The organism is Stenotrophomonas maltophilia (assembly GCF_047497515.2).
Taxonomy (GTDB): Bacteria; Pseudomonadota; Gammaproteobacteria; order Xanthomonadales; family Xanthomonadaceae; genus Stenotrophomonas.
Map to the genome: position 1 here is coordinate 35,858 of NZ_JAXAXL020000011.1, position 20,609 is coordinate 56,466.

Sequence of the window (20,609 nt, forward strand, 5' to 3'; positions counted from 1 at the left end):
TGGGGCCTGTTTTCCGGATACCGCCAGCCATCGTGTCTGTTCCCGATCCCGATCCACGCCCGTTGCCACCTGAAGAGCCCGGCCCCAACGAATGCTGCGGCAGTGGTTGCCCGCTGTGCGTGCTCGACCTGTATGCCGACGAAGTGCAGCGTTATCGCAAGGCGCTGGCGGAATGGCAGGCGCGGCACCCGGACGTGGCGCCATGAGCCGCGCGCGTCCAGCGGCGATGCTGGCCCTGGTGGCGTTGCTGCTGTTCGTCGCCACCGCGCTGTGGACCCAGTTCGCGCGCACCGACCTGGACTGGGTACGGGCCACCCTCAGTCTCTACCTGCACGGCCCCTGGGGGCTGGCGTTGCGCGCAGCCTATTGCCTGCTGGCGCTGGCCATCGCGATCCTCGGCATTGCGCTGTATCGCGGCAGCATCGGCCCGCGCCGGAGCGCCGCCGCGCCGCTGTTGTTCACCGTCGCCGCGCTGGGCCTGGCCACGGTCGCCATCGGCGACAGCTGGTTGCCTGAGGCGACCCCGCTGCTGGCACCGTTCATCCATGGGCTGGCGGCCAACACCGCGTTCCTGTGTGCCAGCATCGGCATGCTGCTGCAGGCCTGGTACCTGCGCCGCGAGCCGGGCTGGATGCCGGCTGCAGGCCTGCTCTGGGGCTGGGCCTGGCTGGCGTTCGTGCTTCTCTGGCTGCACGTGCTGTGGCGCGCCGGGCCGCCGCGTGGGCTGGGGCAGAAGGCGGTGATCGCGGTGATCGTGGGCTGGCTGCTGTACCTGGCGCTGGCTCTGTACCGCCGCAGCCGTCCCACCGCGCCCCACTGAACCCCCAACGGCCTGCGCCGGTACGTGCCGTGCACGCGGTGGCGGCGTATCGTGTGCGCATTCCATCGGGGATGCGATATGAAGCGTGCAGGGCTGGGCAGGGCAATGGGTGTGGTACTGGCGCTGGCCGCGCTGCCGGCAATGGCAGCGGCCAACGTGCAGCAGTTCAGTCACGGGCGGTTCGAACAGATTCCGGTGCATATGCCGTCGGGAACGCCGCAGCGGGTAGTGATCTGGTTCCATGAACCTTCTGCCGGCGGTGATACCAGCCGCCTGCCGATCGAAGCCCTGCGTGCCGATGGCGCACTGGTGGCCGCGGTGGATATCTCGCACCTGCGGGGCGTCCTCAAGCGCGAGGGCGACCCCACCTGTTCGTTCGGCGCCGGCGACGTGGAGAACTTCTCGCGCTGGTTGCAGGCATCGCTGCATCTGCCGGGCTACCACCTGCCATTGGTCGGCGGTGATGGCGAAGGTGCCGAGATGGCCTACACGCTGGCCGCGCAGGCCGACACGCAGGTGTTCGCCGGCCTGCTGACCACCGGCTTCTGCCCGGACCATAGCCATGAGCGCATGGTCTGCGGTGACGGCGTGAAGCACAACAAACTGCAGCCTGCCGAACTGAATTTCCCGTGGCTGAGCGCTGCGGGCGATCACGGCTGCAAGGTTGGCCAGGCCAGCCAGTTCGTGCAGCAGGTGGCGATGGCCCGCGAGTTCAAGCGCACCGCGCACGGCGATGCTTCCCCCGGCCTGGTCGCGGCAGCGCGGGTGATCGGCGCGCAGGCGGGCGTCAGCCTGGCGCCGCCGCCGGCCGCATTGAAGGGCCTGCCGGTGGTGGAAATGCCGGCCGCCGGCAACGGCGATACGCTGGCCGTGTTCGTCTCCGGGGATGGCGGTTGGGCCGGCCTGGACAAGGAGGTGGCGTCGTCGCTCAACGAACATGGCGTGGCCGTGGTCGGCATCGATTCGCTGCGCTATTTCTGGAGCGAGCGCACACCGAAGGGTTTCGCCGCCGACCTGCAGAAGATCATCGACCACTACCGCCAACAGTGGCACCGCGACAAGGTGATGCTGATCGGGTTCTCGCAGGGCGCCGACGTGTTGCCGGCGACCATCAACCAGCTCGATTCGACCTCCCGCGAGGCCCTGGACCGCATCGTGCTGCTGTCGGTGGGCAAGAAGGCCGACTTCGAATTCCATGTCAGCAACTGGCTGGGCGGTGGTGGCGACGGGCTGCCGATCGCACCGGAAGTGGCCAAGCTGCCGGCCGGCAAGACGCTGTGCGTGTATGGCCAGGACGACGATGACGCGCTGTGTCCAGGCCTGCCGGCCAACGATGGCGTGCAGAAAGTGAAGCTGCCGGGAGACCACCACTTCAATGGCGATTACGACCGCCTGGCCGACGTGATTTTGAAGGGCGGCGCGTAAAGCGGAGGGCGTGCGAACCAACGGTTCGCACCCACCAGAGCGAGCCGGTAGCGCCGGGCCATGCCCGGCGAGACGCGGCGCGTCAGTTCCGCCGTGGGTCCAGCGAGATCAGCCGCGTTGCATCCAGCAGCGCCGCCGGCAGGTGCATGCCGCCGGGTGCTGCCAGATAGCGTGGCCGCCACTGCGGGTCGAACTTCGACTTGAAGCGGCGCAGGCCACTGAACCCGTAAAAGCGTTCGCCATGCCGCGCCAGCAGGCCGGCCAACCGGTTCCAGCGCCCGGCCAGCCGATGCTGGGCCAGCCCGGACAGCGGTGCCATGCCCAGCGAGAAGCGTGCGTAGCCCTGCGATCGGCCCCACAGGAACAGCTCGATGAAGAGGAAGTCCATCGTGCCCTTCGGTGCTTCGTTGACGTGGCGCATCAGGTCGACCGACAGCTCGGCACCGGCCGGCGCCTGCCACAGGTTGGCGAACGCGACGATCTGGCCTTCGGCTTCGACCAGAGCGACCGGGAAGCGCGCCAGGTAGTCCGGATCGTAGCTGCCCAGCGAGAAGCCCTTCTCATCGCCGGCCTTGTCTTCCAGCCAGGCGTTGGAGATGGCATGCAGGCGTGGCAGCAGGCTGGGAATCTCTTCCACCGGTGCCACCCGGAATGACAGGCCGCTGCGCTTGCCGCGGTTCCAGGCCTGGCGCAGGTCGGCACGTTCGCGGCCTTCCAGGCCGAAATCGTGCAGCGGCACCATCGCTTCCTCGCCCAGCTTGACCAGGCCCAGGCCGAGGTCCAGGTAGGTCTGCCAGTAGGTCTCGCCTACCTGGTAGAACACCGGGCGCAGGCCCAGCCGGTCGGCCTCCTCGCGGAAGCGCCAGATCAATGCGCGGGCGACCTCCGGCGGTCCGACCGGATCGCCCATCGCGATCAGCGAACCGCCATAGCGCTGCATCATCACGAAGCCCTGTTTCGCATCATCGCGCAGCACCGCCTTGTCGGCGGTCAGCACCAGGCAGGCCTGGGTGTCGGTGGCGCCGGCCAGCACCGGCGCCAGCGATTGCAGCGTCGCTTCATCGGCGGCCGGCAGCGGGCTGCGCGTGCTGTGCAACAATCGCGCCAGGCCGAACATCACCAGCGCGATGGCCACCACCAGCAGTGCACGCAACGCACGCGGAGCATTGCCGGACACCGCGAATTCCCACCACAGCTCGTTCTGGTACTCGACGTGGCTGTAAGTGAAGAACAGCAGCCAGGTCACCGCCACCAGCACCAGCCCGAGGTTGCGCAGCCACGGCCACGACCACGCTTCATCCAGCAGCGCGCCCTGGCGGTAGAACTCGCGGCGGGCGGCCCACAGGGCCATCGCCGCCAGCACTGCGGAAACTGCGATCAGCCATTGGCCGCCACGCAGCCACAGCGGCAACGGGGTGACCACGCACACCGCCATCGCCAGCATCCACGCCGCGTGGCTGCGCCGGGCCAGGCCCTGGCCGATCAGCAGCAGCGCGACACCGCTGAGGCTGCCGATCAGGTGCGAGGTTTCCAGGATTGGCAGCGACGCGTTGACCAGATGCCGGCGTGGGGTGGGCAGTGTGCCGTCGATGACCAGCGCGGCACCGATGCTGAACACCGCCAGCGCGATGATCTGCGGCAGCCAGGGGCGCAGCGCGTTCCAGCCGGCACGGGTGGCGCCGGCGCTGGCCTGCAGCGGTTGCCGCAGGGCGGGCGCAAGCGCGAGCAGGGTGGCCAGCACCAACGGCAGCACGTAATAGGTAACGCGGTAGATCAGCGCAGCGGCCAGCACCGCCGCTGGTGCAACCTGCGGCAGCAGCTTCAGCAGGCTCCACTCGAACACGCCCAGGCCCGCCGGCACGGTCGAGACCAGGCCGGCCAGCACCGCCACCAGGTACAGGCCGACGAAGCCGGGCAGGCCGGTCGGGGTCGAGTCCGGCAGCAGCACATAGAACGCGGCACTGGCCAGCACCAGTTCGATCACGCTGAGCACGGTGACGCCGATCATGGTGCGGCGGTCGGGCAGCCACAGGCCATGCCCGAACACGCTGAACTGACGGCCTTCGCGGCCGACCAGCAGCAGCATCGCCAGATAGGCGAACAGCGCGATGATGCCGACCACGCGCACCGCGTCCGGATCCAGCGGCAGTGCCAGCGCCGCGGCTTCAGGCTCCATGCACAGCGCCACGCTGATCAGCAGCCAGGCACCGAACACGAAGCCGAGCGTGCTCATCAGCACGACCTGGCCGATCTGCGCCAGGTCCAGGCCGGCGGTACGGTAGCCGCGCAGGCGCACCGCGCCACCGGTCAGTGCAGCAAAGCCCACGGTCTGGCCCAGCGTATGTGCCAGGAACGCGGTGATGCCGATGCGTGCCGGATGCACGCGGATGCCGCTGCGGCGCAGGCCGATGGCATCGAAGCCGATCAGGCAGGCGTAGCTGGCCAGGCCCAGCACGACGGTAAGCGCGATCTGCGTGCCGCTGAGCTGATGGAAGGCATGGCGGATGGCGCGGTAGCCGTTCTCATCGAACTCGTTGGCCAGGCCGTGCAACGCCAGCGCCAGGATCAGCAGCGGGACGACGATGGTGAGGACCCGCTTCCATGCCGGGGTGGAGGGAGCGGTGGCGGGGTCGGTGGTTTCGGTCATCGGCGCAAGGGTGCGTCAGGGAGGGCGAGGGCGGTGTCAACGCGGGCGTGGGGCATCGTGCGCTTGTCGCGGGCATTTGACCAGCGGGTGTGTCGGAGCCCGGTAGTGGCGTTGCGCGGCACGTCCGCGTGCACCCATCGTTGACCGCTTTGGAGGACAATGCAGGCCTGATCACCCGCAGGAGCCACGCCCATGATGGAGCGTTACGACGTCGGACCGCGCATGTCCGAAATGACCGTGTACAACAAGGTCGCCTATCTCTCCGGCCAGATTCCGGAAGACACCAGCCAGGACATCACCGGCCAGACCCGGCAGGTGCTGGCGGAGATCGACAAGCTGCTGGCGCTGGTGGCCAGTGATCGCCAGCACGTGCTGCGCGCGGAAGTGTTCCTGGCCGACATCGCCGACTTCGACGGCATGAACAAGGCGTGGGACGAGTGGGTGGTCGAGGGTGCGACTCCGGCCCGCGCCACGTTTGAAGCCAAGCTGGCCCACGCCGAGTGGAAGGTCGAGATCGTGGTGACGGCCGCAGTGCCGTAATCATTGAACGGAGTCAGATCCTTTTTCCGTTGGGAAAGGGATCTGACCCCTTCTGCAGGCCCCGTTACAGGGGCAGCATTTCGATGCAGTCCACCGGGCACGGTGGAATGCACAGCTCGCAGCCGGTGCACAGATCGGCGATCACCGTGTGCATGTACTTGGCGCCGCCGACGATGGCATCCACCGGGCAGGCCTGGATGCACTTGGTGCAGCCGATGCAGTCCGCTTCCACGATCAACGCGACCTGCGCTGGCTTGTGTTCGCCGCGCGAACGGTCGAACGGCATGGCCGGCACGCCCAGTACCTGTGCCAGCGCACGTGCACCGGCGTCGCCACCGGGCGGGCAGCGGTCCACGCCGGCCTCGCCACGTGCCATCGCCTGCGCGTACGGGCGGCAGCCGTCGTAACCGCATTGCCCGCATTGGGTCTGCGGCAACAATCGGTCGAGGCGTTCGGTCAGGGGCGGGATCAGGCTCATGCGTGGCGAAGGCTGCGCGTTGGGTTACTTCAGGGGTTTGCCACGGAACCAGCGTTCGTGGGCCAGCGCCAGCATCGGCTTGTCTTCGGCACTGTCACCGTAGGCGTGGATGCGCACGTAGCGCGACAGATCGAACCGGCGGCGGATGTGCTCGACCTTGCGCGGGCCACAGTCACCATCGGCGTAACGGCCGGTCAGGCGGCCGTCCTGGATTTCCAGCCGGTTGCAGATCAACTGCAGGCCCAGCTGTTCGCACCAGGGTTGCAGATACAGGTCCAGCGAGCCGGACACGATCACCACCGTGTGCTGCTGCTCCTTGTGCCAGCGGATCTGCTCCAGCATTTCCGGCCGCACCACCTCGGGCAGGAATTCGCGTGAGAAGCCGGCGGCCAGCGTGGTGATGTCGTCGCTGTGGCGGTCGCTGAAGGTCAGGCGGGTGACGCGTGCACGGATGCGTTCGGCTGAGATCAGCTTCAGCTTGTATGCCACCAGCCACGGGCCGACCTTCCACCACGCCTGCGCCAGCTGTTCGGCGGTCGCCACGCGGCGCAGGAACCGGCCATAGGTATCGCAGGTGGTCACGGTGTGGTCGAAGTCGAACAGCGCCAGTTCCATTCCGTTGCCTCCCATCGCATTGCCTCCGGTGGCCGGTGGTGCCGGCGGGCGTGGTCGCAACCACGCCCGCTGCAGGCATCAGCGGACCGGCATGCCCGGCTGCGCGCCGCTGTCGGCGTCAAGCAGCGCCAGCGCGCCGCCGTCGAAACCGGCCGACAGGATCATGCCTTCGCTCAGGCCGAAGCGCATCTTGCGCGGGGCCAGGTTGGCGATGAACACCACGCTGCGGCCGACCAGCTTTTCCGGCTCGCCGTAGCTGGCGCGGATGCCGGAGAAGATCTGGCGCTTGCCCAGCTCACCGGCGTCCAGTTCGAAGCGCAGCAGCTTGTCCGAGCCGTCCACGAACTCGCACACCAGCACCCTGCCGATGCGCAGGTCGAGCTTGGCGAAATCGTCGATGCCGATGTAGGCCGGCGCGTCGGCGCTCTTTGCGTCGTCCTTGGCCGGTGCCGGTGCTGCCGGCTTTTCGGCTTCAACCTTGGCGGCGGGGGCGGCAGCGGCGGCCGGCTGCAGGGTGTCCTTGGAGGCGTCGATCATGGCGTCAATCTTCTTCGGGTCGATACGGGTGAACAGCGGGGTGTAGTCGGTGATGCGGTGGCCCAGCAGCGGCTGCACCAGGTCGGTCCAGTCGTTCACCGGCGCGGCCAGGAAGGCCTCGGCCTGCGCGGCGGTGGCCGGCAGCACCGGCTTGAGTGCGGTGACCAGTACGCGGAACAGGTTCAGGCCCTGGCTGCACACGGCCTGCAGCTGCGCGTCGGCGCCTTCCTGCTTGGCGATCACCCACGGCTTGACGTCGTCGATGTAGCGGTTGGCTTCGTCGGCCAGGGTCATGGTCAGGCGGATCGCCGCAGCCGGGTCGTTGCGCTCGTACGCTTCGCGGATCGGCGCCAGGCCATCGACGAAACGCTGGTACTGCGCCGCATCGGGCAGCTGCGCGGCCAGCTGGCCGTCGAAGCGCTTGCTGATGAAGCCGGCGCAGCGGCTGGCCAGGTTGACGAACTTGCCGACCAGGTCGGCGTTGACGCGGGCGATGAAGTCACCCAGGTTCAGGTCGAGATCGTCGACGCCACCGCCGGACTTGGCCGCGTAGTAGTAACGCAGCGCTTCCGGTTCCAGGCCAGCGTCGAGGAAGGTGCGGGCCATCACGAAGGTGCCGCGCGACTTGCTCATCTTGGCGCCGTCCACGGTCAGGTAGCCGTTGACGTGCAGGCGGGTCGGTGCGCGATGGCCGGTACCGTGCAGCACCGCCGGCCAGAACAGGCCGTGGAAGTTGACGATGTCCTTGCCGATGAAGTGGTGCAGCTCGGTGCTGGTGCCGGCACGCAGGTGCGATTCGAAGTCTTCGCCGATCTTGCCGCACAGGGTCTGAAAGCTGGACAGGTAGCCGATCGGCGCATCCAGCCAGACGTAGAAATACTTGCCCGGCTGGCCGGGAATCTGGAAACCGAAGTACGGCGCGTCGCGCGAGATGTCCCACGCGCGCAGGCCGCCTTCGGCATTGAGCCACTCACCCAGCTTGGCCTTCACGCCCGGCAGGGCGACGTCGCCGGCCAGCCAGTCGCGCAGGAAGGCATCGAAATGGCCAACCTCGAAGAAGAAGTGCTCCGAATCGCGCATTTCCGGCGTGGCACCGGAGATGACCGAACGCGGTTCCTTCAGGTCGGTCGGCGCGTAGGTGGCGCCACACACTTCGCAGTTGTCGCCGTACTGGTCGGGGCTGCCGCAGTTCGGGCAGATGCCCTTGACGTAGCGGTCGGGCAGGAACATGCCCTTGGCCGGGTCGTAGAACTGCGCCACCGAACGGCGGCTGATGTGGCCGGCCGCTTCCAGCTTCAGGTAGAACTGCTCGGTCAGTGCCTTGTTGGCCGCCGAGTTGGTCGAGTCGTAGTGATCGAAGGCGACGCCGAAGGCGGCGAAGTCACGCTCGTGGCCGGCCTGGATGTTGGCGATGAAGGTTTCCGGAGTGACCCCGGCCTTCTCCGCAGCCAGCATGATCGGCGTGCCATGGGTGTCGTCGGCGCAGACGAACCAGGCCTTGCCGCCGCTCATTCGCCGCGCACGCACCCAGATGTCGGCCTGGATGTAGCCGACCAGGTGGCCCAGGTGCAGCGGGCCGTTGGCGTAGGGCAGGGCGGTGGTGACGAGCGCGGTACGGGTCATGGTCGCGGGGTGAAGCCGAGGGGAACCGCAGATTATCGCATGCCCGCAACGAGGTGACCCGGCCGGGGCCGGGTCACGAGGGTAACGCGGGGGCGGGGACCTCAGTCGCGAACCCAGGTCTGGGTGCGGCAGATGAAGGCGATGCAGCCGGCCACGTCCAGCTTGTTGCCGCCGGGCTGCAGTTCCAGCTTGGATTTGTAGACCTTGCCCGAGGCCGGGTCGAGGATCTGGCCACCGGCCCACTTGCTGGCACCGTCGGACTTGAGGTTCCAGAGGATGGTCATGCCCTTCACCGGCTTGTTCTTGTTGGCACCCTCACAGCCGTCGCAGACCGGGTTCGGGCCCTTGTCCGACTGCAGCACTTCAAGCACCTTGCCGGACAGGGAGCCGTTGGCAGCCTGGGTGATTTCGACGATCGATTTCACCTTGCCGGTCTTGTCGTCAATGGTCTTCCAGCGGCCGGCCGGGCTGTCGGCGGCCTGTGCCGAGAGCGCGGCCAGGCACAGCGGCAACGCCAACAGCAGGGTCTTGAAGGTCTTGCGCATGGTCCCCTCCCAGGGTTCATTCCGGCACGATGCCGGTACACGTCGACTGTATACCCATTCGGCGGGGTATGGGGAAGGGGGGCGGGGTGCAGCCGTTGGGTTGGTAGGTGTCGACCTTGGTCGACACGGTAGATCCACGCCATGCGTGGATGAGGCTTCCGGGGGCGGCGATGGGGTCAGATCCCTTTTCCCCTGGAAAAGGGATCTGACCCCGGGGGCCGGCCCCCCAGAGCGCTCAACCGACTTCGTACAGTTCCAGCGGCAGGTCGTCGGGGTCGGCGAAGAAGGTGAAGCGGCGGCCGGTGTATTCGTCCACGCGGATCGGTTCGCAGTCCACGCCCTGCGCGGCCAGGCGCTGGATGAACGGCTCCAGTGCAGCGACCCGGAACGCGAGGTGGCGCAGGCCCTGGGCTTCGGGGCGGCTGGGCCGGGGCGGCGGCGAGGGGAAGGAGAACAGTTCCAGCTGGCCGCCGTCGGGCAGGGCCAGGTCCAGCTTCCAGGAATCGCGCGCGGCACGATGGTTCTCGGCCAGCACGCGCAGGCCGAGGATGCGCACGTAGAAGTCCTTCGAGCGCGCGTAGTCGCTGCAGATCAGTGCGGCGTGGTGGATGCCCAGCAGGGCGTCGGGAGCAGCAGTCATTGCAGGGTGTCCAGCCAGCGCTGGGCGATCTTCAGCGCCAGCGGATAGGGTTCGGGGTCGTTGCGGTTGGTCAGCACGATCACGGTCAGGTGCTTTTCCGGGTGGCGCAGGATCACGTTGCGGAAGCCGATGCTCTCGCCGCTGTGCCACTGCACCGCGCCATTCAGGCGCCAGCCAAAGCCGTAGTGCGGCACGTCAGGTTCGGTGGTCGTGGTGGCCGGGCTGAACATCGCGCGACGCGAGGCCTTCGACAGCAGGCGATCGTCATACAGCGCGGCATCCCAGCGGGCAAGATCATCCAGCGAGGAATAGATGCCGCCATCGCCAAGGACGGCGCTGGTGGTGCTCTGGTCGGTGCGCTGCCAGTGGCCGTCGATCCGGCTGTAGCCGTAGGCACGTGCCGCCACCGCATCGACACCGTCCTGGTGCGCCACGGTGTGCGCCATGCCCAGCGGCGCGAAGATGCGTCGCTGCAGGAAGGCTGCAAAATCCTGTCCGGAGGCGCGACCGACGATCAGTGCCAGCAGCGCGTAGCCGCTGTTGCTGTATCGGTACTGCGTGCCGGGCGCGAAGTTCAGGCGGTCTTCGCGCGCGAGCAGGGCCAACACGTCGGCATCGTGTACCTGGCGCGGGTCGGCCGGGTTCATCAGGTCTTCGTAGTCGAGCAGGCCGCTGGTATGCGACAGCAGTTGGCGCAGGGTGATGGCCGCCGCAGCCGGCGGCAGCTCGGGCAGCCACTGGCGGGCCGACTGGTCCAGCCCGAGCCGGCCGTCTTCGACCAGCAGCAGCACCGCCGCAGCGGTGAACTGCTTGCTGACCGAGGCCAGCCGGAAGTTGCTGGCCGGCGTCACCGCTGTGCCGTCTTCCACCACCGCCAGGCCGTAGCCGCGGCAGAACACCGGCTGCCCGTCGTGGAGGACCAGCACCGCGGCACCGGGCACCTGGCCGTCATAGGCCTGCATCAGGCCATCGATGCCCGCATCCGGTGGGGTCAGCACCGGTGCGGCGGTGGTCGCCAGCGGCAGCAGGCCCAGCACGGCGGCGATCAGGACGACGGCAGGGCGCATGACAGCTCCGGAAGGATCAGGGGGACGGCGTGGGCGCGGGCGCAGGGCTGGCCGGTTGCGTCATCCAGCGTTCCATCTTGCGGTCCAGCACGTCCAGCGGCATCGAGCCATCCTTCAGCAGTTCGGCGTGGAAGCGGCGCAGATCGAAGGCGGCACCCTGGCGTGCCTTGGCCTTGTCGCGCAAGGCAACGATGGTGGTCAGGCCGGCCACGTTGGACAGTGCCTGGCCAGGCTGGGCCATGATCCGTTCGACTTCGGCGTTGGCGTCATCGCTGCTCATGTCCACGGTCTTCTGCAGGTAGGCCACGGCCTGTTGCTTGCTCCAGCCCTGTGCGTTGACGCCGGTGTCGGCCACCACGCGCGCGGCGCGCAGCAGGCGCGAGTACAGGTAGCCGATACGGTCGTAGGGATCGGTGTAGATGCCGAGGTCTTCGCCCAGTGTTTCGGCGTACAGGCCCCAGCCTTCGACGAACGCAAGGTCGCCACCGAGGCGGCGGAAGCGCGGCAGCTTGGCCAGTTCCTGCTGCAGGCCCAGCTGCACGTGGTGGCCGGGAATCGCTTCATGCAGGTACTGCACCGGCACGCTCCAGCGCTTGCGGCTGGGCAGGTCGCGGGTGTTGATGTACAGCACGCCCGGTTGTTCGCCTGGCGACGGCTGGTAGGCCGCGGCGGCGGCGGTCAGCGCACGCTCCGGTTCCACCGCACGCACTTCCAACCCGGATCTGGGCAGCGTATCGAGCATCTGTGGCAGGCGCGCGTTGACCTGCAGCTGCACCTGGCGGTAGCGGTTGATCAGTGCGTTGGCATCGCCGTACTGGAACTGGCGATCGCTGCGCATGCTACGCAGCAGCTTGGTCGGTGTGCCGCGCAGCTTGGCGTCCTTCATCACCGCGGCGATCTGTGCCTGCAGTTCCTGCACGCGTTGCTCGCCCAATGCGTGCAGCTGCGCGGCGGTCTGGTCGCTGGCGGTGGTCTGCACGATCAGGTTGGCGTACCAGGCCTGGCCATCGGGCAGTGCACCCAGGCCGCTGCTGGCGCGCGTGGCCGGCAGGTACTCGGTGGCGATGAAGCCGCGCAGGGCGCGGTAGGCCGGCATGATGCGCAGTTCGATCATGCGCTTGTATTCGGCGCTGATGCGCGCCTTGTCTTCGGCGGCAATGGTGCTGGGCATGGTGCGGATCGGCGACCAGAAAATGCTCTCTTCGGCGGTCGGCTTGATCACCGCGTCCAGCTGCGGCAGCACCTTCTCCATCAGGTCGCGCGGCTGCACCACGCCGGCCTTCATGCCCTGGCGCATGTTGTCGATGGCCTGGTCGAACAGCTCGGGAATGCCGAGCGAGCGGCGCGACCAGGTGTCGTAGTCCTGCACGGTGTTGAACGGCTGCGCGCCGGCACCGGAACCGAGGATCGCCATGATGCTGCCGATGTTGTAGTACTGGCTGATCGGCATCATCCAGCTCGGGTAGCGCTCTGCGGCCAGCGAGGCGCGCGCGTCGCGCACGAAGATCTCGTAGCTGAGCAGGTCCTGGCCCTGCAGGCCGTCACTGCCGAGTTTCTCGACCTTGCCCAGCCATTGGGTGGTGAAGTCGTGCGACTGCTGTCGCCACACGGCGGACAGGATGTTGGGCAGCTGGTCGTTGTAGCGTGGTTCGCCCTGGAAGGTGGCCTGCAGCGGGTTCAGGCGCATCGAGGCATCCCAGTATTCGTCATACAGGCGCTCGAGCTGCACCTGCTTGGGCACCGCACGCGCAGGGGCGACCGGACGCGGCGCGGCGCGGCGCGCCGAACTGCCGCGGGCCGGCGCAGTGGTGCGGGCGGGCTTGGCCTTGGGCTTGGCCGCCTGGCGGGTCTGCGCGGCGGCAGGGCGGCTGGCCTTCTTCTTCGCTGCTTCGGCCGAGGGTACGGCACTGAACAGGAACAACGCGGCGATGGCGGCGGCCAGGACGCGGGTGGGATGCGGCATCAGGAGCTTCCGTGGAACACAGACCGTGGAGCTTGCACGATCCGGCCGCGTACGGCCAGCGTGAAGGCGCAGTCAGCTTCCGGTTGCTGTGCCTTCAGTCAGCCGCCGCGGCAGCACGCAACGCCGCGGCGCGTTCGGCACCGAGGTAGCCGGTGATCGCACGTCGCATCAGGTACAGCAACGGAATCAACGCGATCGCAAAACCCATCTTGTAGACGTAGTTGACGCTGCTGACGGCCAGGAACAACGAGGTCGGCCAGTGCTGCGGGCCGAGCACGAAGGCGATCCAGATCACCACGAAGCTGTCCACCACCTGCGAGATCGCGGTCGAGCCGGTCGCGCGCAGCCACACATGGCGTTCGCCGGTGGCCTGGCGGATGCGATGGAACACTGCCACGTCAATCAGCTGGCCGAGCAGGAATGCCACCAGCGAACCGGCGATGGTCCACATGCCCTGGCCGAACACCGCTGCGAACGCGGCCTGGTAATCCGGCACGCCGTGGCCGTCCATCGAAGTGACCCACCAGCTGGCCGGTGCCAGCGAAATGGCGGCGAAGGCAAACAGGAAGCCGTAGCTGATCAGCACCACCGCCAGCCACGAGATGAAGCGCACGCCGCGCTTGCCGAAGAACTCGTTGATGGTGTCGGTCATGATGAACACCACCGGCCACAGCAGGGTGCCTGCGGTGAAGCTGAGCGAGCCGGTCTGGCCGAACAGGTTCCAGTTCAGCGGATCGATGCCGAGGGTGTCTTCCAGGGCGAAGATCTTGACCCCGATCAACTCGGCCAGCACTGCGTTGCCGCAGAAGAACGCGGCCAGCACGATGAACAGCAGGACCGCGCGATCCTGCAGCGGGCGATCGATCGGCGCTGCCGTCATTCGGCGCGTTCGCCCGCGCGGGTGAACGGCACGCTGGACGGCGCCACGGCTCCCCCGGAAATGATGAAGCTCATCGCCTGGTCGACGGTCCAGTCGGTGGGGGTCAGCAACTCCACCGGCACGATCTCCAGGTAGCCCGAGGTGGGGTTGGGGGTGGTCGGCACATACACCGCGGCCAGCTCACGGTCGGTGCCGTGTTCCTTGATGACCCGGGTGACCAGGCCGACCGACTTCATGTCGCGGTGCGGGAAGTCGATCAGCACCACGCGCTGGGTGCTGCCCGGTTCGGTCTGCAGCATGTCCAGCAGCTTCTTGGCGCTGTCGTAGATGATGCTGGCCAGGGGAATGCGCTTGATGACCGCGCCCACCCAGCGCAGCAGGCGCTGGCCGAGCACGCGGCGGCTGGCCACGCCCACGGCCAGGATCACCAGCAAGGTGGCCAGCAGCGCGATGGTGTCCTGGATCCACTCGGCGCGGACCCAGCCGAGGTAATGCGGGAAGCTGGTGGCGATCTGCTCGGACAGGGGCACCACCAGCGGGCTGGAGATGCCCGACAGCAGCACGAACACGAACTTGACCACCACCCAGGTCAGCCAGATCGGCAGCAGGGTCAGCAGGCCGGTCAGGAACAGGCGCTGCAGGGAGGGGCGGGGAACCAGGGCGGGGGCTTCGAGCGACATGCGCGCATTGTAGCGTTCACCGCAGGTCGATTACGCTGGGCAATCAACGGTGGCAACAGCACATGGAAGGGAAGCTGTGTTGAAGATTCTGCGTGGACTGGGCTGGACCGTGGCGGGCCTGCTGGTGCTGGCGATCGTGGTGTGGTGCGCCTCGCGCATGTGGCCGGTGCCGGAATCGCGGCAGCAGGCGCAGCAGCGACTGGAGGCGCGGCTGCCGGCAACCGGCCACAACGGTTATGCGCTGCTGTGGACGATCGCGTTTGATGACCTCGATTCCGGCCAGCGCGAACAGGCGCTGGCCGAGGCTGTGCGGCGCTGGGATGCCGACCTGCGGGGCAATGGCATCGCACCGACCCCTCCGGCCAGCCGCGCTGCCGAGCTGCACCCGCGGGCTGCGGCCAGCTGCGGCCCGACCGCCAGCGGCTGCCTGGCCCAGGTGCGCGCCGATCCGCAGCGTTTCATCGACGCGCATGCCGGGCACCAGCAGCTGCACGCGCGGCTGGACCAGCTGGCCGACGCGGATCACTTCGTGTCGCCGTTCGCACCCAAGGGCGAGGGCATCATAGTGCCGCTGCCCGCTTACGGATGGATGGTGGATGCGATCAGCGCACGCGCATTGGCCTACGTGCAGGGCGATGTCGACGGCGCCCTGCGGGGCAGCTGCCGCGGGCTGCAGCTTGGGCGCCGGCTGCTGCCGGGTGGCAGCTATCTGATCGACAGCGTCATCGGTGCCAGTCTGGTGCAGGCCAATGCGCAGCTGCTGGCCGACATGCTGGTTGAACTGCCTGCCGATCATCCGTTGCCGGCGGAATGCGAGGCGGCAATGCGACCGATGCTGGCCGAGGAACAGAGCCTGTGCCGGGCCATGCAGGGCGAGTTCGCGATGAGCCGCGCGGTGATCGAGACCTCAGTGGAAGGATTCGGTGTGGCACTGGTACTGGATCGCGGCAGTACCCTGGCGCGCAGTGCCGGCAATCTCGGTTGGGCCTGCGGGCCGGTCGCACGGGCGGCCCTGGAGACGGATCGCCCGCTACCGGTTTCCGCACCGCTGCAACGTGATTTCGGCTGCCTGTCGAACTACATGGGGTGCGTGCTGACCGATATCGCCGGGCCGGCCTACCCTGCCTATGCGTCGCGGCCCCAGGATGCGGCCGCGATGGTGCGCTTGTTGGCGGCGCAGCGCTGGTTGCGGCAGCAGGCCGATGAACCGGTCGAGGCGCTGCAGCGGCTGCCGGCGCAGTTGCGCTCGTCGATGCGTGCTCCGCAGCTGTCCGCTGACGGCCATCGCCTGCAGGTGCCACGACGTGCGCCACCGCGCAGCCAGGACGAAGCGGCGTGGTTGTCGGTGCCGCTGCGGGTGGATGCCGGTTCCACCATCGCCGCCGACTGAGGCCTGGCTCAGCCGGTGCCGGCTACCGGATCGAAGCTCCAGCCATCGCCCACGGTCTCGAGCGTCCAGCGGTGGCGGCTGCGCAGCGGTTCCCAGCGCACGCTTTCCTTGTCGTCCTCGATGCTGCCTTCGACGCGCTTCACCTTGCGCGTAGAGAAATTCACGCTCAGCGAAGTGGTCTGCCCGGAGTTGCGCATCACCGAGTCCTGGTCGTAGCCGATCAGCACGAAGGCGCCATCCTGCCAGCGGAAGGTGAACGCGGTGGTGCCCATCGACCAGCTGCCTGCGCTGGAGAACGAGAACAGCGCCACCTTCAGCGTGCCGCGCTGGATGCTGACGCCGCCGTCTTCGAGCGGGTCGCTCATCACCGGATTGTCCGGGCGCGGAATCAGCTGGTGGTCCTGTGCCGCCAGCACGTAGCCGGAAGCACGCGACCAGGCGATGGCGAGGATGCGCGGGTTGCTGTCGTAGGGCGAGGGACCGAAGCCATCGTGCTCGATGACATTGCGCGGATCCTGCTGGCGCAGCACCAGCACCAGGTCCGCGCGGCCGTCCTGGTCGAGATCGCCTTCGATGCTCGATTCCAGCGTCCAGCCTTGGGGCACGAAGCCGGCGGCATCGGCTGCCTGGGCCGGCAGCGCCGGGTACTGCGTGGGTGGAAGGTCCAGCGCGTGTGCTGCGCAGGGCAGCGCAGCCAGCAGTGCGGAAAGGGCGTAACGGCGCATCGGAGCCTCCTTGGCAGGGGCGCAGAGGATAGCGCCTGCGGGGCAATCAGCGCGCGTGTGGCTTCAGGCGGAGGTAGACCTGCTTGCGCACCTGGGCGACCACCTCGCCACTTGCATCGACCACGTCGTTGCTGAACCAGCGCAGCACCTTTTCGCCGCTGGCCGCCTCGGCACGCAGTTCGTCCAGCAGCGCATCGTCGATGCGGAACGAGGTGCGCACGGTGCCGCGGCCGGGCTTGAGGAAATCGATGGCGCCAGCGCGATCCCACACGTAGTAGTCGCGGCCGAGGGTGTGCAGCAGGCCGAGCATCCAGAACGGATCGGTCATCGCGAACAGGCTGCCGCCGAAGTGGGTGCCGACATAGTTGCGGTTCCAGGGCCGCAGGCGCAGTTCGACGTCGATCTGCCGGTAATCGGGCGTGATGCGGGTGACATGGATGCCGGTGAACAGGAACGGCGGCCAGAGATTGATGCCGAGGCGGAACAGGCGGGCGTTCATGGGGGATCCGGGCGCAGGGCAGGGCGCCCAGTCTAACCATTCGCATGCGTATGTTGCACGCTCCCGGCCGAAGCGGATCAACATGTAGCGTCGAGCGTGCTCGACGGCTTTTGGCGTTGATGCAGTCGAGCAAGCTCGACGCTACGAGTGATGGCCTTCGGCGCCGTTATGCGCCGTCGATCATGTAACCGTCGCGGCCGTTGGCCTTGGCCTGGTACAGCGCGGTGTCGGCGCCTTCGACGAAGTGATGGGGTTGCAGTTCGCCGTCGGGTACGCGGGTGAACACGCCGATGGTGAGCGTGACCCGATCATCGTTGCCCTCGCCATGGGCCGGCAGCGCCCGCACGCAGGCGATCAGGTCCTCGATCACCTGCCGCGCGCCTTCGGCAGGGGTATCGGGCAGCACCAGCGCGAACTCGTCGCCACCGTAGCGCGCGGCCATGTCGCGCGGGCGCCGCGCATGCGCTCCGATCAACTGGGCGACGTCGCGCAGCACGCGGTCGCCCACCTGGTGGCCATGGCGGTCGTTGTGCCGCTTGAAGTGATCAACGTCGATCAGGGCCAGGCTCAGCGGCTTGCCGCCACGTCGCGCGGCGTCGCATTCCTGCTGCAGCGCCTGCTCGAAGCGCAGGCGGTTGCCCAGGCCGGTCAGTGCATCGCGGTTGGCCTGCCGGTGCCAGGCCGAAATCCGCCAGATCGCCCACGCCAGCAGTACCAGTAGGACGCCCAGCAAGGCTGTGGCCGGCGCCCACCACAGGTTGCTGGTACGCAACAGCAGCCAGCTCAACACAGGGGCCATCGGCAGCGAAACCAGCGCCGCCAGCCACGGCAGGCGCAGGCCCAGCAGGATCACGCACAGCGCCACCAGCACGGCACTGATGGCGTGCTGCCAGAGGCGTGGCAGCATATTGATCTGCTTGTGCTGCAACAGCATCGAGGCGATGTTGGCCTGGTACTCGCTGCCGCTCATCCAGAACTCGCGAGTGGTCGGGGTCAGCAGTCGCGGCGCGATGCCACTGGCGGTCATGCCCACGACGATGCGCCGGCCATGCAGCATGGCCATGTCCACATGGCCATCGAGTACGTCGGCGTAGGAGACCTGCGGCAAGCGTTCGGGCGGACCGGCGTAGCGTACCCGCACGTAGTCATCGCGCCGCCACTGGTAGGGCGAGCGCACCCCCGGATCCGGGTCTGGCAGGCCGTGTACCGCGTCGGCGGGCAGCCCGGCCAGGGCCAGGCCGAGCGCCGGCCAGTGGGCCTGGCCGATCCCCGCCTGCAGGTACACGCCCCGGGCAACACCATCGCCATCCACTTCCACATCGGTGTGGCCGATGGCGGCGGCACTGGCGGCAATCTGCGGAATCGGCAGCATCTCCTCGGCCATGCGATCACCGGCGGCAGGCGCGGCCAGCACCGGCAGCACCACGCGGCCGTTGCGGCGTATCGCGGCGGCCAGCGCTTCGTCCTGGCGGCTGTCGCGGCGATCCGGCTCGGAGAGCATCAGATCCAGCGCAACGCGTTCAGCGCCGGCATCGGTCAGCCGGTCCAGCAATCGGGCATGCACCGAACGGGGCCACGGCCACTGGCCGATGCGCTGCAGGCTGCCTTCATCGATGGCCACGAGCAGCACGCTTGGGTCCGGGCGGTACTCCCAGCCGCCAACCATCGCGTCATAGGCGGCTTCATCCTGCCGCCACAGCCACTGGCCCTGGCTGGCCACGATCGTCAGTATTCCGGCCAGCAGGGCCAGCAGGATCCGTTTCGACCAGGGCAGCGGTGAGCGCCTCACAACAGCAGCCACAGCAGCAGCGCACCACCGCCGGCGCCATAGCAGAGGCGGCACGACAGGGCGATCTGCTGGGCCGGGGAAAATTCGCCAGCGTGGCCGTCATCGTCGATGTACTGCACGCGCACGTGCAGGGTGCCGCGCCACGGGCGCTTGAAGCTGACCTGCGGTTCGCTCACGGTTTCGTCGACCAGGGGGGCCTTGAAGTCGCCGCGGCGGTCGACCTGCACCCGATAGCGTTGGCCTTCGCTGCCCGCCTGCCAGCGCAAGGTCAACCTGCCGTGCGCGGCTTCGGGCGGCTGCAGCGCCGGATCGACCGGTTCGTTGCTCAGCTGCAGCGGCAACGCCTGGCCATAGCGGCCCTGGTGGCCTTCGGCGTCGCGCGACGCCACCCGCCAGAAGTAGTGGCCCGGCGGCAGCGGTTGCGCCAGGCGCAGGTCAGTGCCTTGGCTGGCCTGTTCCTGCAACGGCTGCACGAAGGTCGGTTCGGCGGCGATCTGCAGCACGCTGCTGCGCGCGCCGGGGGCCTGGCTCCAGCGGAAACGTGGGCGATCGCTGTTGACCGTCTGCCCATGCAGCGGCGACACCGTGAGCGGCGGCGGTGGCTGGTCGCTGAGTTCAACATCGGCGCTGGCATCGAGGCCTTCCACGCCCTGCGCATCGACGGCGCGCAGCAGGATGCGCAGCTGGCCGGGCGGCAGGTCGCCGATTGCCAGTCGGGTGTCGGCGGTGGTGGCCGCAAACAGCAGCACTTCCGGCGTCGCGGCCAGCACCACTTCCACACGGTAGTGGTCGGCGCCGGTGACCGGCTCCCATGCCAGCAGCGTCGGCAGCGGTGCCAGGCGCAGTTCGTCGTTGCGCAGCTGCGGTGCCGGCAACAGGGCGGAGACCGCAGCGGGGGCCGCATCGGCGCTGCCGCTGCGGGTGGCCTGTCCTGGCCGGACCAGGCGCTGGCCATGGGTATTGCCCACCTGCACCTTGCCCTGCAGTACCTCGGTAGCCGCGGTCTGCTGGCTGTCGCCGGCACTGACCCGGAACACGGTGCCACGCACGCTGCTGGTCGCCGTCGGCGCATCGATGATGTAACGCGATGCCGGGCCGCGCGCGGGCGTCACGCGATTGCTGGCGCGCCCCTGCTGCAGGCGCAGGCGGGTGTCGACCATGCCGGTATGGCCATAGCGGCTGAGCTGGTCCAGGCGCAGGCGCGAATACTCGCGCAGCTGCAGGCGCGACGCATCGGCAAATTCCAGGGTGACGCTGGATTCGCCTTGGGTCTGTACCGTGTCACCGATGTGCAGCTGCTCGCCGGCCTGGATGGCGCGGGTGGCGCTGCCGTCGGCGCTGGACAGTTCGACCTTGCCGCGGACCGACAGCACCCGTGCCGGTGCGGGCTCGATGCGCAGCCAGCTGATCGGGAAGCGCAGCAACTGTCCGGGCGGCAGCTGGTAGGGGTTGTCGATGCGGTTGTGCTGCTGCAGCTGCTGCCAGCGTACCGACGGTTTCAGGTACACCCCGCCGAGATCCCACAACGTATCGCCGGGTCGGACCCGGTAGTTCCATTCCTGGGCGGCGGCCAGCGCCGGCAGCAGGAGCAGGGTGCAGAGCAGGGCGCCCTGGAAGCGCATGGCGAACGACAGCGAGCGGACGAAGGTCACAGGTTTGCAATCCCGGCAATGCGGGGGTGCTGCTGCAAGACCCCATGGCCCCGACCTCATCCCCCCGAACGGATCGTGGGGGGGGGGGGGGGGG

At 68.2% G+C, this 20,609-nt stretch carries 19 protein-coding genes; 5 read left to right on the plus strand and 14 right to left on the minus strand.

Translation table 11 applies throughout. The annotated features are described in order from the left end of the window. The first annotated feature begins 32 nt into the window (after positions 1-32). The 3 genes from ACMZPQ_RS15090 (at position 33) to ACMZPQ_RS15100 (ending at position 2,245) form a co-directional block, all read left to right on the plus strand. Positions 33-206 (plus strand): oxidoreductase-like domain-containing protein, encoded by a 174-nt coding sequence (locus ACMZPQ_RS15090; RefSeq protein ID WP_197580635.1) that lies wholly within the window; start codon positions 33-35, stop codon positions 204-206. Continuing rightward, positions 203-820 (plus strand): DUF998 domain-containing protein, encoded by a 618-nt coding sequence (locus ACMZPQ_RS15095; protein ID WP_197580636.1) that lies wholly within the window; start codon positions 203-205, stop codon positions 818-820. Before ACMZPQ_RS15090 ends, ACMZPQ_RS15095 begins: the two co-directional genes overlap by 4 nt. A gap of 78 nt (positions 821-898) precedes the next feature. Beyond that, entirely contained in the window at positions 899-2,245 is a 1,347-nt protein-coding gene (locus ACMZPQ_RS15100) for a virulence factor family protein (protein ID WP_197580637.1), read from the plus strand. A gap of 82 nt (positions 2,246-2,327) precedes the next feature. On the opposite strand, the gene mprF is transcribed toward ACMZPQ_RS15100, so the two are convergent. Further along, entirely contained in the window at positions 2,328-4,892 is a 2,565-nt protein-coding gene (gene mprF / locus ACMZPQ_RS15105) for a bifunctional lysylphosphatidylglycerol flippase/synthetase MprF (RefSeq protein ID WP_197580638.1), read from the minus strand. A gap of 192 nt (positions 4,893-5,084) precedes the next feature. On the opposite strand from mprF, the gene ACMZPQ_RS15110 reads away from it, so the two are divergent. Continuing rightward, complete coding sequence (locus ACMZPQ_RS15110; RefSeq protein WP_005418155.1) at positions 5,085-5,432, plus strand: RidA family protein; 348 nt, start codon at positions 5,085-5,087, stop codon at positions 5,430-5,432. Between the two features lie 64 nt (positions 5,433-5,496). Here ACMZPQ_RS15110 and rnfB read toward each other — a convergent pair whose 3' ends face one another. The 9 genes from rnfB to ACMZPQ_RS15155 all read right to left on the minus strand — a co-directional run bounded on the left by rnfB (position 5,497) and on the right by ACMZPQ_RS15155 (position 14,460). Further along, positions 5,497-5,910, minus strand: coding sequence for an Rnf electron transport complex subunit RnfB (rnfB, locus tag ACMZPQ_RS15115; protein WP_197580639.1), 414 nt, complete (start codon positions 5,908-5,910; stop codon positions 5,497-5,499). Positions 5,911-5,934: 24 nt separating this feature from the next. Continuing rightward, positions 5,935-6,525 (minus strand): HAD family hydrolase, encoded by a 591-nt coding sequence (locus tag ACMZPQ_RS15120; RefSeq protein WP_197580650.1) that lies wholly within the window; start codon positions 6,523-6,525, stop codon positions 5,935-5,937. A gap of 78 nt (positions 6,526-6,603) precedes the next feature. After that, positions 6,604-8,685 carry a methionine--tRNA ligase gene (metG, locus tag ACMZPQ_RS15125; RefSeq protein WP_197580640.1) on the minus strand — a complete coding sequence of 694 codons (2,082 nt, stop codon included), beginning with the start codon at positions 8,683-8,685 and terminating at the stop codon, positions 6,604-6,606. A 101-nt stretch (positions 8,686-8,786) separates the two neighbouring features. After that, entirely contained in the window at positions 8,787-9,230 is a 444-nt protein-coding gene (locus ACMZPQ_RS15130) for a DUF2147 domain-containing protein (protein ID WP_008268041.1), read from the minus strand. 235 nt (positions 9,231-9,465) lie between these two features. Further along, a complete protein-coding gene (gloA2, locus tag ACMZPQ_RS15135; protein WP_197580641.1) occupies positions 9,466-9,870 on the minus strand; it encodes an SMU1112c/YaeR family gloxylase I-like metalloprotein in 405 nt (134 codons plus the stop codon). After that, complete coding sequence (locus tag ACMZPQ_RS15140) at positions 9,867-10,937, minus strand: serine hydrolase domain-containing protein (protein WP_197580642.1); 1,071 nt, start codon at positions 10,935-10,937, stop codon at positions 9,867-9,869. Before ACMZPQ_RS15140 ends, gloA2 begins: the two co-directional genes overlap by 4 nt. 16 nt (positions 10,938-10,953) lie before the next feature. Beyond that, positions 10,954-12,900: a DUF885 domain-containing protein gene (locus tag ACMZPQ_RS15145; RefSeq protein ID WP_197580643.1), complete on the minus strand. Its 1,947-nt coding sequence runs from the start codon at positions 12,898-12,900 to the stop codon at positions 10,954-10,956. A gap of 94 nt (positions 12,901-12,994) precedes the next feature. Further along, positions 12,995-13,780 carry a queuosine precursor transporter gene (locus ACMZPQ_RS15150; RefSeq protein WP_197580644.1) on the minus strand — a complete coding sequence of 262 codons (786 nt, stop codon included), beginning with the start codon at positions 13,778-13,780 and terminating at the stop codon, positions 12,995-12,997. Further along, a complete protein-coding gene (locus ACMZPQ_RS15155; protein WP_049427719.1) occupies positions 13,777-14,460 on the minus strand; it encodes a DUF502 domain-containing protein in 684 nt (227 codons plus the stop codon). Before ACMZPQ_RS15155 ends, ACMZPQ_RS15150 begins: the two co-directional genes overlap by 4 nt. A gap of 76 nt (positions 14,461-14,536) precedes the next feature. On the opposite strand from ACMZPQ_RS15155, the gene ACMZPQ_RS15160 reads away from it, so the two are divergent. After that, positions 14,537-15,850, plus strand: coding sequence for a hypothetical protein (locus tag ACMZPQ_RS15160; RefSeq protein ID WP_197580645.1), 1,314 nt, complete (start codon positions 14,537-14,539; stop codon positions 15,848-15,850). Positions 15,851-15,858: 8 nt separating this feature from the next. Here ACMZPQ_RS15160 and ACMZPQ_RS15165 read toward each other — a convergent pair whose 3' ends face one another. From ACMZPQ_RS15165 to ACMZPQ_RS15180, 4 genes are all read right to left on the minus strand, one after another. Further along, positions 15,859-16,575 (minus strand): hypothetical protein, encoded by a 717-nt coding sequence (locus ACMZPQ_RS15165; protein ID WP_197580646.1) that lies wholly within the window; start codon positions 16,573-16,575, stop codon positions 15,859-15,861. A gap of 46 nt (positions 16,576-16,621) precedes the next feature. Next, positions 16,622-17,074: a DUF4442 domain-containing protein gene (locus ACMZPQ_RS15170; RefSeq protein WP_197580647.1), complete on the minus strand. Its 453-nt coding sequence runs from the start codon at positions 17,072-17,074 to the stop codon at positions 16,622-16,624. Positions 17,075-17,240: 166 nt separating this feature from the next. Then, entirely contained in the window at positions 17,241-18,863 is a 1,623-nt protein-coding gene (locus ACMZPQ_RS15175; RefSeq protein ID WP_197580648.1) for a CHASE2 domain-containing protein, read from the minus strand. Then, positions 18,860-20,515 (minus strand): FecR family protein, encoded by a 1,656-nt coding sequence (locus ACMZPQ_RS15180; protein WP_312647839.1) that lies wholly within the window; start codon positions 20,513-20,515, stop codon positions 18,860-18,862. The genes ACMZPQ_RS15175 and ACMZPQ_RS15180 overlap by 4 nt, the downstream gene beginning before the upstream one ends. Between the last annotated feature and the right edge of the window lie 94 nt (positions 20,516-20,609).